The 16662-nt window shown below is 54.5% G+C and carries 15 protein-coding genes; 2 read left to right on the top strand and 13 right to left on the bottom strand.

Going from position 1 to position 16662, the window contains the following annotated elements; all coding sequences use genetic code 11:
- Positions 1-205: 205 nt before the first annotated feature.
- From ACTJI9_RS06570 to ACTJI9_RS06610, 9 genes are all read right to left on the bottom strand, one after another.
- Positions 206-892 carry a response regulator gene (locus tag ACTJI9_RS06570; RefSeq protein ID WP_115051992.1) on the bottom strand — a complete coding sequence of 229 codons (687 nt, stop codon included), beginning with the start codon at positions 890-892 and terminating at the stop codon, positions 206-208.
- The gene (locus ACTJI9_RS06575; protein WP_440806749.1) at positions 889-3579 is read right to left on the bottom strand and encodes an ATP-binding protein; all 2691 of its coding nucleotides are present in this window, start codon (positions 3577-3579) and stop codon (positions 889-891) included. Before ACTJI9_RS06575 ends, ACTJI9_RS06570 begins: the two co-directional genes overlap by 4 nt.
- A gap of 13 nt (positions 3580-3592) precedes the next feature.
- Positions 3593-4162: a potassium-transporting ATPase subunit KdpC gene (kdpC, locus tag ACTJI9_RS06580; protein WP_336440816.1), complete on the bottom strand. Its 570-nt coding sequence runs from the start codon at positions 4160-4162 to the stop codon at positions 3593-3595.
- Positions 4163-4173: 11 nt separating this feature from the next.
- Positions 4174-6222, bottom strand: coding sequence for a potassium-transporting ATPase subunit KdpB (kdpB, locus tag ACTJI9_RS06585; RefSeq protein ID WP_336440815.1), 2049 nt, complete (start codon positions 6220-6222; stop codon positions 4174-4176).
- An 11-nt stretch (positions 6223-6233) separates the two neighbouring features.
- Entirely contained in the window at positions 6234-7943 is a 1710-nt protein-coding gene (kdpA, locus tag ACTJI9_RS06590; RefSeq protein WP_115052000.1) for a potassium-transporting ATPase subunit KdpA, read from the bottom strand.
- Between the two features lie 171 nt (positions 7944-8114).
- Entirely contained in the window at positions 8115-8201 is an 87-nt protein-coding gene (locus ACTJI9_RS06595) for a potassium-transporting ATPase subunit F (protein ID WP_115052002.1), read from the bottom strand.
- Positions 8202-8418: 217 nt separating this feature from the next.
- Positions 8419-9615 (bottom strand): extracellular solute-binding protein, encoded by a 1197-nt coding sequence (locus tag ACTJI9_RS06600; protein WP_440806754.1) that lies wholly within the window; start codon positions 9613-9615, stop codon positions 8419-8421.
- Between the two features lie 31 nt (positions 9616-9646).
- Positions 9647-10663: an N-acetylglucosamine-6-phosphate deacetylase gene (locus tag ACTJI9_RS06605; protein WP_440806757.1), complete on the bottom strand. Its 1017-nt coding sequence runs from the start codon at positions 10661-10663 to the stop codon at positions 9647-9649.
- Positions 10660-11397, bottom strand: coding sequence for a glucosamine-6-phosphate deaminase (locus tag ACTJI9_RS06610; RefSeq protein WP_336440812.1), 738 nt, complete (start codon positions 11395-11397; stop codon positions 10660-10662). Before ACTJI9_RS06610 ends, ACTJI9_RS06605 begins: the two co-directional genes overlap by 4 nt.
- Positions 11398-11513: 116 nt before the next feature.
- Here ACTJI9_RS06610 and ACTJI9_RS06615 point away from each other — a divergent pair, with 116 nt between their 5' ends.
- Positions 11514-12707: an ROK family protein gene (locus ACTJI9_RS06615; protein ID WP_440806760.1), complete on the top strand. Its 1194-nt coding sequence runs from the start codon at positions 11514-11516 to the stop codon at positions 12705-12707.
- A gap of 79 nt (positions 12708-12786) precedes the next feature.
- Complete coding sequence (locus ACTJI9_RS06620; RefSeq protein ID WP_115052010.1) at positions 12787-13149, top strand: DUF427 domain-containing protein; 363 nt, start codon at positions 12787-12789, stop codon at positions 13147-13149.
- Between the two features lie 6 nt (positions 13150-13155).
- Here the strand turns inward: ACTJI9_RS06620 and ACTJI9_RS06625 are convergent, their stop codons facing one another.
- Genes ACTJI9_RS06625 through ACTJI9_RS06640 form a run of 4 tightly spaced genes read right to left on the bottom strand, consistent with a single transcriptional unit; the run spans position 13156 to position 16494 of the window.
- The gene (locus tag ACTJI9_RS06625) at positions 13156-13935 is read right to left on the bottom strand and encodes an ABC transporter ATP-binding protein (RefSeq protein WP_307283492.1); all 780 of its coding nucleotides are present in this window, start codon (positions 13933-13935) and stop codon (positions 13156-13158) included.
- Entirely contained in the window at positions 13932-14726 is a 795-nt protein-coding gene (locus tag ACTJI9_RS06630) for an ABC transporter ATP-binding protein (RefSeq protein WP_440806764.1), read from the bottom strand. The genes ACTJI9_RS06625 and ACTJI9_RS06630 overlap by 4 nt, the downstream gene beginning before the upstream one ends.
- On the bottom strand, positions 14723-15517 hold the full coding sequence (locus ACTJI9_RS06635) for an ABC transporter permease (RefSeq protein ID WP_336440808.1): 795 nt from the start codon (positions 15515-15517) through the stop codon (positions 14723-14725). Before ACTJI9_RS06635 ends, ACTJI9_RS06630 begins: the two co-directional genes overlap by 4 nt.
- Positions 15514-16494, bottom strand: coding sequence for an ABC transporter permease (locus ACTJI9_RS06640; protein ID WP_354346765.1), 981 nt, complete (start codon positions 16492-16494; stop codon positions 15514-15516). The genes ACTJI9_RS06635 and ACTJI9_RS06640 overlap by 4 nt, the downstream gene beginning before the upstream one ends.
- Positions 16495-16662: the final 168 nt, after the last annotated feature.

The raw sequence follows: 16662 nt of genomic DNA on the forward strand, positions 1-16662 counted from the left end.
CAACACGCTCCAGAAAACCCGCCAGCCAGTGTTCCGCGTACCGAACTTAGCTATAAGCAGAAAAATCAGGATCACTATCAGAGTAACAGGCCAGAAGTGTCCAAGGTAGAATACAGCTATTACCCAATATGATATCGACATATTGCCTGATTACCTTAAGCTGAAAGTTGCAGCAACACGCCGTCGCGGCGTGGAATAAGCGTCTTCAGTTTGCAATGAACCTGTAGCCCACACCGGGCTCGGTCCGAATGAAATGCGGTTGATTGGGATCCTGCTCAATCTTGGCGCGCAATTGCCCTACGAACACGCGCAGATAATGCAAATCCTCAAGATGCGCCGCGCCCCAAACTGACGCCAGCAGCTGGCGGTGCGTAACAACCAGACCCGGGTGCAAAACCAGATGCACCAGCAACTGATATTCTTTGCGCGTCAGATGAACCTCTTCCCCATGGAGCGTAACCGCGCGCTTGACCATATCGACAACGAGGCCATTGCTTTCAAATATCGACGGCACGCTGGCACCCGCCGCCTTCTGCCGCAAGGCTGTGCGGACACGGGCTAAAAGTTCGCCAATTCCAAAGGGCTTTTCGACGTAATCATTTGCCCCAAGATCAAGCGCTGCAATTTTTTCCGCCTCCCGATCGCGCGCCGATAAAACAATAATCGGCACTTCGGAAAAGGCTCTGACAGTCCGAATGACTTCCTTGCCGTCCTTGTCCGGCAGACCAAGATCCAGAATGACGAGATCCGGCGCGCTGGTCGCGATCATCCGCTCTGCATCAGCCGCCGTTGCTGCCGTCATGACATCGTAGCCGGACGCCGTCAGCGCTGGATGCAGGAACCGCTGTATTTGCGGCTCGTCATCGACAATCAGAATGCGGTTCTCGTTCATCGGCTTGCTGTCTCGCCTCCCGCTTTTTCAAATGTTGGAAGACTGATGACAAACCGCGTACCACGCTTGCGAATGGCCGGGCTTTCCGCCTTGATTGTTCCGCCCATTGTCTCGACAAATCCACGGGCGATGGAAAGTCCAAGCCCCGTCCCTGCTGCCCGGCCATCACTTTTTACGCGCCGGTAGAACTTTTCGAAAATACGATCGAGATCTTTTTCAGGAATACCTTTTCCTTGATCAGTCACACTGATGACGACCCGCCCCGCATCGTTCTTGGCATAGACCGCAATCGGGCTGTCCCCGCCATATTTTGCTGCATTGTCTAGCAAGTTAAACAGAACTTGGCCGAGCAATCCGGAATCGCCGCTGACAACTGCAAGGTCCGTAGCAATGCTTGTGTCGATTGCGATCCCGGGCTTGAGCCGTTTCATTCGCTCAATCGCCGAAACAATGACGTCCGCCGCGTCAACCGGACTACTTTTGACTTTCAGCGTTCCAGCTTCAATACGTGTCATGTCGAAAAGGTTGGACACAAACCGGGTAAGACGGCCCGCTTCCTCCTCAATGGAAAGCAACAGGTCATCGCGGCTGCTTTGCTTCATTTTGCCGCCGAGTTGCCTCAGTGTTGTCACTGCGCCGGTAATGGAAGCAAGCGGCGTTTTCAAATCATGTGACAATGACGAGAACAGAGCTGTATGGAGCTTTTCACTTTCCTGTAACGCCGCTGTCTTGGCGTTTTCGCGCATCAGCAAAGCGCGGTCGATAGCGATGGCAGTCTGGTCCAGAATGGCCATCAGCTTACGATCTTCGTTTTCACTCAGTGAGCCCGAATGATCCGCCATGGAAATGCCGGTTACGCCGGCAACGCCGTGTGACGTGACGATGGGCAGAAATTGCCATGAAATCTGCGGCAGCGTTGCCGTATCGTGGCCGGCACGCTCATTCTTGTCGAAAGCCCAACGTGCGGCTGTCATATCCGTACTGTCGAGAGCCATATCGGGCGGCCACGCGGCCTGAAGGAGTAGTTCATCATCTTCCGGCAAAAGGATCACCACGCCGGTTTCCAGCGTCGCGTGAAGATGCGTCGCACCGGCCACCAGAACATCGTCAAGCCGCGCTGTGCCGGAAAGTTTCCGCGAGAACTCGTAAAGCGCCTGCGTGCTTTTCGCCTGATTGCGCGAACGGGCGACCTGATCGCGAAGCCGTCCCGCAAGATCGCCTATCATCAGCGCCACTGCGAGGAAAATGATCAATGAAAACAGCTGGTGCGGCTTGGCAATGCTCAAATTGTGGATCGGTTCAATGAAGAAATAATTGTACAGGACGAAAGACAGGCAAGCCGCAATGATGGCTGCAAAGCGTCCGCTCGACATTGCCGAGAGAATGACGGCAACCAGATAAAGCATCGACAGGTTCTGCAGATGGACAATATTGCTCGCCCCAAGTCCGAGCAGAGTGGTCGCACCTGTGGCCAGAACCGGAATGGCAATGGATTTTGCCAATTCAATTCTTGAGCGTCGTTGCGGAGGCGGCGCGACATAGGCTGTATCCTCCTCACTGCCGGTGACGATGTGTACGCCGACATCGGTAAGGCGCTTCATGACCTCATCGGGCAAGGAGCGCCGGAAGGGATTGGAGAAGGCCTTGCCTCTTGGGCGTCCCAGCACAACCTGCGTGATATTTTCGCGCCGGGACAATCGATAGATTTCTTCGACAAAATCCCGGGCGATGACACGGCGGGTTTCAGCGCCAAGCCTTTCGGCCATATCCAAAATCTTGTCGATGCGCTGGTTGGCGGCAACGTCCATGCCTGCCGTACTTGCATTGGTCAATGAAACAACCAGCCAGCGCGCATTGAGACCTGAAGCAAGACGGCTCGCCGTGCGTACAACCTTTTCCGACAGACTGTCAGGCCCGACACAGACCAGCAATCGCTCTCCCGACGCCCATGGCCCCTCCATCGCATTTTGCCGCAACAGATCAATCATCTGGTCGTCAACGCGATCCGCAGTTCGGCGCAGCGCCAATTCGCGCAGCGCAGTCAAGTTTTCGGGCTTGAAAAATCCTTCGGCAGCACGTTCCGCATTGCCCGGGAGATATATCTTTCCTTCCTTCAACCGCGCGATGAGTTCAAACGGTGAAAGATCGACCAGCAGCACATCATCTGCCCGCTTGATGACGATATCGGGCACGGTCTCCCGCACTTTCACGCCGGTGATATTTGTCACCAGATCAGACAGGCTTTCCAGATGCTGGACGTTCATCGCCGTCCAGACATCAATGCCATGCCAGATCAGCTCTTCAATATCCTGATGCCGTTTCGGATGACGGCTGCCGGGTGCGTTTGTATGGGCGATCTCGTCGAGAACAAGCACGGTTGGCTTACGCGCCAGAGCTGCATCCAGATCGAATTCTTCCAGCGGGCGACCGCGATAGTCGATCTGTTTGCGCGGAAGAACTTCAAGTCCTTCGAGCAATTCTGCGGTTTCGCTCCGTCCGTGCGTCTCGGCAAGGCCGATGACAATATCGACGCCATCTTCCTTGAGCCTACGCGCACGCTGGAGCATCGTATAGGTTTTGCCGACGCCAGGAGCCGCGCCAAGAAATACAGTAAGCTTGCCGCGCTTTTCACGCGCGGCAAGCTCCAACAATTTATCAGGATCAGGTCGGTGACCATATTCGGCCATAAATGCCTCGGGTTTATTTCTTCAGATCATCGAGTGCCAGGTTCAGCGCCAGAACGTTTACCCCAACTTCACCGAATATACCAAGCACAGCTTGCCGCGTATTGGCTTTGACCTGTTGAGAAACTGCTTCCGGGTCCAAACCACGGGCCTGAGCGACACGCGCCACTTGCAGCATTGCGTAGTCTACTGAGATATCCGGATCGATCCCCGATGCGGAACTGGTCACTGCATCGGCTGGAATGGCCGTCGTTACACCGGCTGACTTGAAGGATTCGACCGATGTTTTTACCCGCTCAACCAGTGCTGCCGATGTTGGGCCAAGGTTTGAACCGCTTGAGGCAGCAGCATTATAAGGGTCGGGGCTGGTGGCGGATGGGCGCGGCCAGAAATAGATATCGCTGGTAAAATTCTGGCCGATCAGACTGGAGCCGACAATAGTATCGCCGCGCTTTATCTGGCTTGAATTTGCCTGTGCCGCAAACAGAGTCTGGCCGATTCCCGTCATGGCAAGTGGATAAAGCAATCCCGTGACGACAGTCAAAATGAGCGTGAGTACGATTGCTGATCGAATTTGGTTTAGCATCGCAATTTCCTTTAAACGAGGTTGAGTGCGGCGACGATCATGTCAATCGCCTTGATGCCGACAAACGGCACCAGCAGCCCGCCGAGCCCGTAAACCAGAAGATTACGCCGCAAGAGAGCAGATGCGCCGACTGGCTTGTATGAGACACCTTTCAGAGCCAGCGGTATAAGCGCGATAATGATCAAGGCATTGAAGATGACAGCCGAAAGGATTGCCGATTGCGGCGAGCTCAACCCCATGATGTTGAGTGCGCCAAGCTGCGGATAGGTTACAACGAACAGCGCCGGAATGATCGCAAAGTATTTGGCTACGTCATTGGCAATTGAAAACGTTGTCAACGAACCCCGCGTCATCAGGATCTGCTTGCCGATTTCGACAATCTCAATCAGCTTGGTCGGACTTGAATCGAGATCGACCATATTACCGGCTTCACGCGCAGCCTGCGTACCAGACTGCATCGCAACCCCGACATCAGCCTGCGCAAGTGCAGGCGCATCATTGGTGCCGTCGCCGCACATGGCGATAAGCCGTCCGCCCTGTTGTTCCTTGCGGATATAGGCAAGCTTCTGTTCAGGGGTGGCTTCCGCCATGAAGTCGTCAACGCCCGCTTCAGACGCGATCGCGGCGGCAGTGACAGGATTATCGCCCGTGACCATGACCGTCCTGATGCCCATGGCACGCAGGGCGGCAAAGCGCTCCTTGATATCCGGCTTGACCACATCCTTCAGATGGATCACGCCAAGCAGTTTTCCATTATGTGTCACACCAAGAGGTGTTCCGCCTACGCGAGCGATGGAATCGACCGCCTTCTGGAAACTTTGTGGGGCAGTGTCTTTTGTCAGACCTGCAACATTCAAGATTGCATCGATCGCACCCTTGCGGATTTGCTCCTTGCCAATATCCACCCCGGAAATACGTGTCTGGGCGGCAAAAGGTATGAACGTTGCCTGCTTGCCATCCAATACTGTGTTGGAGAGCCCGTAATCGGCTTGAGCCAAAGCCACGATGGAGCGGCCCTCTGCTGTTTCATCAGAGAGCGAGGCTTGAAGCGCTGCATTTGCAAGCTCTTCTTCCGCAATACCGTCAACTGGGATGAACTCGGTTGCCATACGATTGCCGAAGGTAATCGTGCCGGTTTTGTCGAGCAAAAGAGTGTCCACATCGCCAGCGGCTTCTACCGCGCGCCCAGATGTTGCTATGACGTTGAAGCCGATAAGCCGATCCATGCCGGCAATGCCGATCGCAGAAAGCAGGCCGCCGATTGTCGTCGGAATGAGCGTTACGAAAAGCGCTGCAAGCACGGTAACAGTCATGATCGTGCCGGAATAAGCGGCAAGGCCTGAAACAGTCACAACTGCGATAAGAAACACAAGTGTCAGACCGGACAGCAGGATCGACAAGGCTATTTCATTTGGTGTCTTCTGCCTCTCCGCGCCTTCGATCAGTGCGATCATTCGATCAACGAAGGTTTCGCCTGGCTTGGTTGTAATACGCACAATGAGCCAGTCGGATAAAACCTGCGTGCCGCCTGTTACCGCTGATCGGTCACCGCCGGACTCGCGGATAACAGGTGCCGACTCGCCAGTGATGGCACTTTCGTTCACCGAAGCCACACCTTCAATGATTTCACCATCGCCGGGCACAAGATCATTGACCTCGATATAGACAAGGTCGCCGACTTTAAGGCTTGTGGCGGGCACGACATCATAATCCTTGCCATTGGCAGACTTCAGCCGTTTGGCCACAAGGTCCGATTTCGTGCGCTTCAGACTGTCCGCCTGCGCCTTGCCGCGTCCTTCGGCGATTGCTTCCGAGAAGGTTGCGAAAATAACGGTGAACCAAAGCCAGGCGGCAATCTGCCCGGAAAATAATGGTGTTCCGCTTCCGCTTATCATGTCGCGCAGCCAGAGAAGCGTCACCATTGCAGCGACGACTTCGGTGGTGAAGATGACCGGATTATGCACCAGCTTCATCGGATTGAGCTTGATGAATGATCCTTTCAGTGCCTGAACCAGAATGGCACTGTCGAACATGGATATTGATTTTGCCTTTGAAGACATTTTGCTGATCCTTAGAACGTCTGACCGGAGAGCATCAGGAAATGCTCGACGATGGGACCAAGGGCGAGAGCAGGAAAATACTGCAAGCCGCCGAGAATGATGATGATACCGATGAGCAGACCAACGAAGAGCGGACCATCGGTTGGGAATGTTCCTGCGGAAGCTGGAACCTTCTGCTTGCCGACAAGTGATCCCGCAATTGCAAGAACCGGCACGATATAGGCAAAGCGGCCTAGCAGCATGGCAATGCCAAGTGTCGTATTGTACCAGATCGAGTTAGCCGTGAGCCCGGCGAAGGCAGAGCCGTTATTGCCCGCAGCGGAAGAGTAAGCATAAAGGATTTCCGACAGACCGTGCGGACCCTTATTAAGCAGTCCGGCAAGACCTACGGGCAATATTGCAGAGATTGCAGTAAAGCCGAGGATTGCCAGCGGCAGTACAAGAACGGCCAGCATCGCAAATTTCATCTCTCTCGACTCAATCTTCTTGCCGAGAAATTCGGGGGTGCGGCCAACCATCAGCCCTGCAACGAACACTGTGAGAATTGCAAAGATCACCATGCCGTAAAGCCCGGAACCGACACCACCCGGCAATACTTCGCCAAGCTGGATAAGGAACATCGGAATAAGACCGCCAAGCGGCGTCAGCGATGCGTGCATCGCGTTCACGCCGCCATTGGAAAGGCCGGTTGTCACGGCGGCGTAAAGGGCGGTGCCTGCCTGACCAAAGCGAATTTCCTTGCCTTCCATGTTCCCTTGCAAGGAGTCCACTCCCAGTTGGGTCAGGATAGGATTGCCGCTTGTTTCCGCCCAGTAGACCGCACCAATGCCGATGATGAGCAGGATCGCCATTGCTGACAGCAGCGCCCAGGCTTGGCGGCGATGGCCGGCAATCTGCCCGAATGCGTAGACCATTGCCGATGACACGACGAGCATCGAGAACACGCCGAGATAGTTCGAAAAGGCGTTCGGGTTTTCAAACGGATGTGCGGCATTGACGTTGAAGAAACCACCGCCATTGGTGCCAAGCTGTTTGATAGCCTCCTGGCTGGCGACCGGCCCTGTTGAAATGATCTGCTTTGCGCCTTCCAGCGTTGTGGCTGTAAATGAACCATCAAGCGTTTGGGGCATGCCGAGCGCGATAAAGAGCAGTGCAACAATGACGGCCAGTGGCAGCAGCACATAAAGCGTCGCTCTGGTCATATCGACCCAGAAATTGCCAAGCGTGGTCATGTTTGAACGCACGAATGCCCGAGACAAGGCAACAGCGATCGCCATCCCAGTTGCAGCAGAAAGGAAGTTCTGCACGGTGAGTCCTGCCATCTGGCTGAAATGACTCATCGTGGTTTCACCACCATAGGACTGCCAGTTGGTGTTGGTGATGAAGCTGACCGCCGTGTTGAAGGCGAGGTCAGGTGCAACACCAGCAAATCCCTGCGGATTAAGCGGCAAGATGTCCTGTAGTCTCAATATGCCATAGAGAACCAGGAAGCCCGCAGTGCTGAAAAGCAGAACACCGAATGCATAGGAAATCCAGTTCTGCTCGCGACTTTTGTCTATTCCGGCAACAGCGTAAAATGCCCGTTCAACAGGATTGAGCACCGGCGAAAGAAGCGTTCTTTCCCCGGCAAAAACATGGCTCATATAAAGACCAAGCGGCTTGATCGCCAAAAGAACGGCGAGCAGCGTCAGGCTGATTTGCAGCCATCCGACAAGTGTCATTGGTAGTCTCCGAAATGGAAAATGGGGAATTCAGCGAAAGCCTGACAATCGTTCAGGGTGAGCCGAAAATGGTAGGGTTTGAGAACCGGAGCGGAGTGTACTTTTTTGTATGTGAGCACCGGATCGCAGAACCCTGCCATTTGCAGGCCACCCTGAACGATTTTCAAGCCGCTAGAAGCGCTCGGGCGCAACAAGGGTCACGACCAAATAAGCGCAAAGGCCGGCAGCAACGCCAAGGCCGAGAATAAGCTCAAACACGGCTTAATGCCTGTGCGTAGAGGCCCAGAAGCAGCAAGATACCGCAACCGAGCGCAACGAAGATAAAGTCCAGCATGTCAATTATCCATTTGGTTTAGCTGGACCCAACATGCGCTTATCGGCGTCAGTTATCGATTGTGAATAGAGATGCTGCACATAAGGAAAACATAAGGAAAATAACAACGGGAATGCGATGACATTCCCGTTGTCCTCAACGCTATTTGGACTTTTTCGCGCCCACAAGTTCATCCCACTTCCTGAATGCAATGACCATCTTGTCAGGCTTCAAGGGCAGTTCGATTGGATTATTGGCAATAAGGTCAGCATATTCCGTCCGCCCGAATTCCTTGATAACATCCTGGCTGCGTTGCGGAGCCATGGATAAAGGCACGTTTTTCACCGCAGGTCCGGGATAGAGATATCCCTCATCATAGGAATAAGCCTGTGCTTTTGGCGTTAGCAGAAACGCTATCAGGTCGAGCACGACTGCAACCTTATCCTCAGCTATTCCCTTGGGAACACACATGAAGAAAGCATCAGAAACCCAATGGAAGCCGTTGAGTGTGCCGATCTTTGCGGTTTCCGGGACAATGCCAAGAGCACGCGGATTTATGTCCCAGCCGGTTGTGCTGATGATGATATCGCGCGAACCCTCACCGAATTCCTTCATCGTCACGCCGGTTCCTGCCGGATAATAATCGATATATTGACCGATCTCGGCCAGATAAGCCCAGGTTTTCTCCCAGCCATCCACCGGATCGGAAGGATCCTTATCGCCGAGGAGATAGGGCAATCCCATCATGAATGTGCGGCCCGGGCCTGAATTTGTCGGACGGGCATACATGAAGCGGCCTGGATTTTCCTTGGCATAGGCAAGGAGTTCCTCGGCAGTCGTGGGAACTTTCTTCACGCGCTCCGGATCATATTCGAGCAAAGGTCCGGACGGGTAATAATTGATGACAACACCATAGCCATCGCCCTGCGCCTTCAAAAGATTCAATGCAGCAGGTTCGTAATTCTCTTCAAGGTTTGGAAATGTCGAAGAGAAATCGGGTAGAATTTTCATCCAGGTTTGATTGACGAGACCCGCGGCAAGCCCGTCACTCCCGGTCAACACAAGGTCAATATCAACGCGATTGGCGCTTTGTTGTGCCTTTAGTTTTCCGGCAAGTTCAGTGACCGGGGCTTTGGCGAAAATGATCCGCGATGCGCGCTCAGGATAAGTCTTTGCATATTCCTCAAAGGCCGGCTGACTCAAAGCCAGCGCACCGCCAACATCCATAACGGTGATGACAACCGGCGATGCAGGCAGCGCTGGTGCTGCCGCCCGTGCTCCGGTAATGCCTGTGACAACAGTGGCCGCCATGCCACCCAGCACTGTGCGGCGATTCAATCGAAAGAAGTCGTGTGTCATTCCATTCCCCTTTTTGTTTTTGGATCGATTATCAGAAAAACCGTTCTTCGTTGCCGATACGAACCCGCGTCACATTCATGGATTGAGACCATTCAAGTTCGCTTAACGCCAAGCTCACCCCATGCGCCTCCAATACCGGAGCAAGCGCTTGCAGCAGCCTGGTCGAAGCCATTTCCACGGCCTGTTCAAAGGTGGCGATGTTCCAGCGCACAAGATTGCGCACCGCATCGTCCAGGCAAAGCGAAGACCCGGCCAAGCCCAAAGAATCGCTCTGGCTGACCACACCGTCTTCCGACCGATCAACCTGCATACCGGCAAATGGATAGGTTCCAGCAGGGGCAGCAGCGGCGGCAACGGCGTCAGTAACCAACGCCGAGCGCTCAAATCCTTTGGCTCGGATCAGGCTTTTCAACACATAAGGCGGCATATGAATGCCGTCGGCAATGAAGGTTGCGAGCAAACGGTCCTCTGCCAGCTGTGCGAATAGCGGATTGTCGAGCTTGGGCAATATTTGCGGCAAGCCATTGCCCAGATGAGTGGAAAGCCCCGCACCTGCATCTGCCGCCGCCGCGATAATATGATTGTCGGCTGACGAATGACCAATGGAAACGAGCCTGTTGCTGGCACGCATCGCTTTTATAAACTCGAGCCCGCCATGAATTTCAGGCGCGACCGTCACCAGCAGAATTGGCCGCTCGATTATTTCCTGCAATGCAGTGACAAGCGCAGGATCGGCTGCCGTCATGGCATTGGCTGGATGACATCCGGAAAAACCATCGGCAGGATTGAGAAATGGACCTTCAAGGTGATAGCCGGGACACATGAGCGGTCCAAGACGGCTTTCGCGCACAGCCCTGTCCAATGCCATGAAACGGACTTCAAGCTCATCCCGGTGTGCAGTGATTATCGTAGGCAGGCAGGTCGTAACTCCCGTGGCCAACATGGCTTCAAGAGCAAGGTCCAATGTCTCAGGCGTAATGCCGGGATCGTTGAAATCAACCCCGGCAAAGCCATTTACCTGAATATCGACAAGGCCCTTTGTAATCATGAAAGTTTCGATGCCGATGCGGGATCAAGGAAGAGCACGGTATGAGGGTGCTTCTGCACAATGGACGCCGGGTGCACCGGATCAATCTTGCCTTCCACTGCATCCTTTACCGCCTGCGCCTTACGTTCGTCCGGCACGGACAGGATGATGAGTTTGCTCTTCAAAATCTGTTTGATGCTCATGGAAATGGCTTTTTCAGGCACAGCCTCAAGGGTCGGAAACCATCCCTCCCCCATTTGCTGTTTGCGGCAGGCTTCATCAAGCGTCACAACAATATAGGGCTTGTCCGTCTCAAAATCGGCAGGCGGATCATTGAAGGCAAGATGGCAATTCTCGCCGATTCCAGCAAAGCAAACATCAATGTCATGGTCGGCAATCAAGGCGCTCATGCGCTCGGCTTCTGCTGGTGCATCGACCTCGGCATTAATTGGATGAAATGCAACGACACCGCCCAGAGGATCGACGAATCGCTCCTGCAGAAACTTTCGGAAACTTGCCGGGTGGGCAATATCCATTCCAACATATTCATCGAGATGAAATGCCGTCACCTTGGACCAATCGATACCTTCAGCAGCCACCAGATTCTGCAAGACCTCGAACTGGCTGGCACCTGTGGCCACGATAATGGACGCTTTGCCTTTGGCTGCAATTGCTGCGCGGATTGCTTCTGCACCCAGTTTGGCTGCCGCTTCACCCAAAACAGCCTTGTCGGCTAATTGTCTTATATCGATCATATTTTATCCCTTGTGGACGTGTCATCGGCTTGCTCTCATAGTAAGCACAGCTTTATATGACACAGCAAGGTATTTTCGAATATTGAAGTTCAAAAATAGAAACGGGCAGAAACTCCATGTTTTTGACGATTGACGAAACCGCATATGACGACGCGCACCAACGCGATTGCGCGCGCGTCTCGGCCCTGCTGTCCGGCCCAGGCCCACATTCGCGAGCCAGCGTCGCCGACCAGTTGAAAATGACATCGACAGCCACCTCTCATGTGGTGAGCGATCTGACGGAGCGCGGCCTGGTTAAAGAGCGGCCGGGAACGAAGATGGGCCGGGGTCGTCCACCAGTAGAAATAGGGCTGAATTTTCAGCGTCTGGGTGCCTCTGTCATCCACATTTCCAGCCGCACTTTGCTCGGGTTTCTTCTGGATCTCGGCGGCACCACCCTTGAACACAGGGCCGTGGAAATCCCCGCCGATGCGGACAATGCCGTCATGGCTGATGCAATGCGCCAGCTGGTCAAGTGGCTGATTGCACAATGTCCGGCTGGGATGATTCATATGGGAACTTCCGTTGCCGTGCCCGGCGTTGTCGATGTCAAAGCCCGAACATGGCTCATAACCTCCCGCTGGCCAAAAGTGCGCAATCTCGACATTGGCAGCGCGCTTGCTTCTGCGACACCTGTTGCAACTGTTTGCAGACACCTTGATGCAGAACTTGACGCTCGAACGACGCAGGAATCGGCCTATCGCAGCGGCAATACGCTGCTGATGCACTGGGGATGGGGCATTGGTCTTTCCTGCAGTATCGCTGGTCAGCCATTCCTGCAAAATGGCGGTCCATTCGGAGAGATTGGCCATTGGCGTTTTAACGCCTTGAGCGAGCGCGAATGCGATTGCGGTAATCATGGATGCCTGGAAACAGGGGCCGCTTTATGGGCTCTTCTACCGCGCCTGCGGGAATTATGGCCTGACCTTTCGGAGGAAGAGGAGTTGCTGGCCGGGCAATTGGCAGGCCTGTCCCTGGTCGATGTTCCTGAAGTGACGGAAGCCATAAAACTCATGGCACGCTCGCTGACAAATGTATGCCGCCTCCTGTTTCCCTCACGTGTTATCGTAACGGGCCCGTTTGTAGCCAATGAGGATGTGTGGCAGGCATTCACAAGCGCATTCAAGACGGAGGGGCTTATCGGTTCGCTGGAATTGCCAACATTGATAGCTGACAAGTTCAGTCAAGACTATGTTATTCATGGTGCGTGTCTGCCGCTGTTGAATGCAGGACTGGAAACATTCATCAGGCAAAACAAGCGCGCCGCATAAGGCATGTTCATGACCGGGTGCGGAACAAAATCTCTTACCAGCTATTGTTCTTTGAAATCCTCTGCAAAGGAGTTTCCCAATGGGCCTGCCCATCACCATACATGCGTTTCCCGACCCAGTGACAGTGCGATTTCTTGATGTCGTTATAGCATCCACAGACAGGGCTCTGGAGCTGCGTGAAGCCGGGCATGAACCGGTGCTCTATATCCCCTTCGACGACATCTACTTCGTCCATCTCGAAAAAACGCAGACGCGAACGCACTGCCCCTTTAAGGGGGACGCCTCCTATTGGCGGATAACCGGTCAGGGTGAAGCTGCCAATGATGCTATGTGGGCTTATGAAGAACCCAAGGCCGAGGTGGCTCAGATTGCAGGACACGGCGCATTCGACCCCCGCAAGGTAACATTTGAAGGCGTGAAGGCCCGGCAGGTTCTGTCCTGATCGGGGTTAAATCACCAAGCGCGGCACTGCATCTATCAATACTTGTGTCGCATTGGCTTGTGGATTTGCCAGCACCTCTTCCGTATAGCCCTCTTCGGCAATACGGCCCTCTTCCATGACAATCATGCGGTTCGCGAAAGCGCGGACCACAGCCAGATCATGGGAAATAAACAGGTAAGAAACGCGGGTTTCCGCTTGAAGGTCCAATAATAGATTGAGGATTTGAGCACGCACCGACACATCAAGCGCTGATACCGGCTCATCCAGCACGATCAGTTGAGGCTTGGTGAGGATTGCGCGCGCAATGGCAACCCGTTGGCGCTGGCCGCCGGAAAGTTCCAAGGGCAGACGTTGCAGATATTGCGTGCCGAGCCCAACTCTTTCCAGCGTCTGGGCGAGAATATCGCCATATTCACTCTTGCTCGCAAAGCCATGAATGCGCAGTGGGTCTTCCAAAATGCGCTTCACATTTGCTCGCGGATTGAATGCCGCCAAAGGATCCTGAAACACCATCTGGAATCGTGGCCTCATGCGGCGCAAGGCGCCGCCGCCCATATGCGTTATATCCTGCCCCAAGAGGTGAATGCTTCCCTCGTCAGGCCGCGTTAACCGCATCACCAGCCGGGCTAATGTCGTTTTACCCGAACCCGAGCTGCCAGCAATAGCCAAGGTTTCGCCGTGCATGAGCGAGATATTGATATTCTTCAATCCGTCATGGCTGCGGTCGCCAAAACGCTTGGCGACATTCCTTAGCTCCATAAGGGGAGATGATGAGCCATCCATCATGGCAAATCCGCCATGTTCAATTCCGGAAGGCGGGTGCTGCGTGGCCGGTCCAGCGAAATATAGGTGTCAATCAATGCCTTGGTATAGGGGTGCTTCGGCTCCCTCAGCAATTGGCTCGCCGCCCCAGTCTCCACTAGTTCTCCCTGATAGAGCACAGCAATTTCGTCAGCCCGCTCCGACGCAAGGGCAATGTCATGGGTCACGAACAATAGCGTCAAACCGCCATCTTTGACCAACTCATCCAGCAGATCGACAATGTGCCGCTGGATAACCGTGTCCAATGCGCTGGTCGGCTCATCCACGATCAAAATTGAAGGATTTCCCGCAAGCGCCGCTGCCAAAGCGATACGTTGTTTCTGACCGCCCGAGAATTCATGCGGATAGCTGTTGAGACGCGATAATGCCTTTGGAATTTTTACCCGGTCCAGCAATTCGGCGGCACGCACCCGCGCGGCTATCCAGCTCATGCCGAGATGCGTCGCCACAACTTCGGCGATCTGATCTCCAACCTTCATAACCGGATCGAGGCTGCCGCTGGCATCCTGAAACAAGACACCAATTTCACTGCCAAGTTTCGGGCGGTGACCGGCAAAGTCAATTGTACCATCGATACGTGCTTGTTTTGGCAAAAGACCAGCGACAGCCATGGCCAAAGTCGACTTGCCTGACCCGCTCATGCCGATCAATGCCAGCCTCCCACCCTTTTCCAATTGCAGCGAGACATCTTTGAGCGCTGTTGTGCTGCCATAGCTCACATTCAGATTCCGCACATTCAGGTAACTATCTGTCATGGCTGCAACCTTTCCGTGCGAGAAAGCCCGCGCCCGATCAGATGAACACTCAGAACAGTGACAACCAGCGCGATACCGGGCACGATTGAGAGGTAGGGAGCCGCCCGTAAAACCGTGCGGCCTTCTGCAATCATGCTGCCCCAGGTCACCCGGTTCGGATCGCCGAATCCAAGAAACGACAAGGCTGCTTCAATGAGGATCGCAGTAGCAACGGAAATAGCTGCTAGCGATGCTGTCGGCCCGAATGCATTGGGGAGTATTTCCCTGAAGGCAATCTCGAACGGGCGCATGCCGAGTGTCCGTGCAGCCGCTACGAAATCGCGCTCACGCAATGATAGGACTTCGGCACGCGTAACCCGGGCGGCTTGCGTCCAGTTGCCAAGGCTGATGGCCAGAACAAGGGTGGGCACGCTTGGCCCGGTAACGCTGATCGTGGCAAGCGCCAATAGAAATCCCGGCACGGTTTGAAACGCTTCGGTGATCCGCATCAGCACAATATCGGTAATTCCGCCGAGAAAACCGGAAATGGTTCCAACAATGCTGCCAATGATGAGGGCGGCTGCGGCCGAAAAGAATGCCACAAGCAACGTCGTGCGCGTTCCATGCACCAGCCCTGCAAAGACATCCCGTCCAAGCCTGTCGGTGCCAAGCAGATGCGCCTCCGATTCAAAAGGACGCAGCATAGCCTGCCCGCTGATTGCCAGCGGGTCACCCGGCGCAATCACCGGCGCGAACAATGCCATCAGCACGAGTAGCAAAAGCAGGGCAGCGCCGATCCGGAACGAACTCATCGCCCGATCCTCACGCGCGGATCAAGTTTGCCATAGGCCAGATCAACGAGTAGATTGGCGATAATCACGGTAATGGCGCTACACAGCAGGACTCCGAGCAATAAGGGCGTATCGCGGCGCGCCACAGCTTCCGCTGCCAGCCGGCCAAAACCGGGAATGTTGAAAACGCTTTCAACCACTACGCTGCCACCGAGCATAGCAGCCGATTGCCAACCAAGCATCGTTATCGCCGGCAGGACCGCGTTGCGGGCAACATGACGCCAGACGATACGGCGGCGGCTCAAACCCCTCGCCTCAAGGCCTTTTACAAAGGGATCGTGCCAGATTTCCGCCATGCGATCGCGCATCAAGCGGAGGTAAAGCGCGAGATAGACCATCGCCAGCGCGCAAACGGGCAAAATGAGATGCACCGCAATGTCGCCTAGTCGTGCAAGGCCGGTTTTGCCGGAAGCAATGCTCTCAATTCCGCCAATTGGCAGCCAGCGCAGATCAACCGCAAAGACCACGATCAAAACCAGCCCCAGCCAGAATCCCGGTACGGCATAAAGTGCCAGGGAACCCGTCGACAATATCCTGTCGCGCAACGATCCAGGCCGGGCACCCGCCACCACCCCCAGCAATGACCCTAAGAAAAATGCCAGGCCTGTCGCGATGCTCATCAAGAGCAATGTGACGGGCAGCCTTTCCGCAATGACTGATGTTACCGGGCGCTCAAATGCTGTTGACCACCCAAGGTCCCCATGGGCGAGCGTTGATATATAGGCCCCAAAACGATAGAGCGGCCCTTTATCCAGGCCCCACTCCGTGCGTAGCTGCGTTATTTGCTCGGCATCCATGGCGCCGGAACGCGCTATATAGGCATCCACCGCATCGCCTGAAGCTGCCTCAAGCAGCAGAAAACTGCCCACCAGCACGATGAACAAAACCGGCAGCGCAGTGAGCAGGCGTTTCAGGAAAAATGCGGCAAGAGGCGGCAAAGGGTATCCTTCAAGAATTATCTGGTTGCTCCAAACTTATGCGTGGTTCGACAAGCTCACCATGAGGGAAGTGGTAGCATTGCAAATCGGAGCGCACTCCGACTGCGATGATGCAGCCAAACCACTTTCCTCATGGTGAACTTGTCGAACCACGCATAACAGTAATGC

The sequence above is a fragment of the Phyllobacterium sp. 22552 genome, from assembly GCF_052044585.1.
In the GTDB taxonomy this organism is placed as follows: Bacteria; Pseudomonadota; Alphaproteobacteria; order Rhizobiales; family Rhizobiaceae; genus Phyllobacterium; species Phyllobacterium ifriqiyense.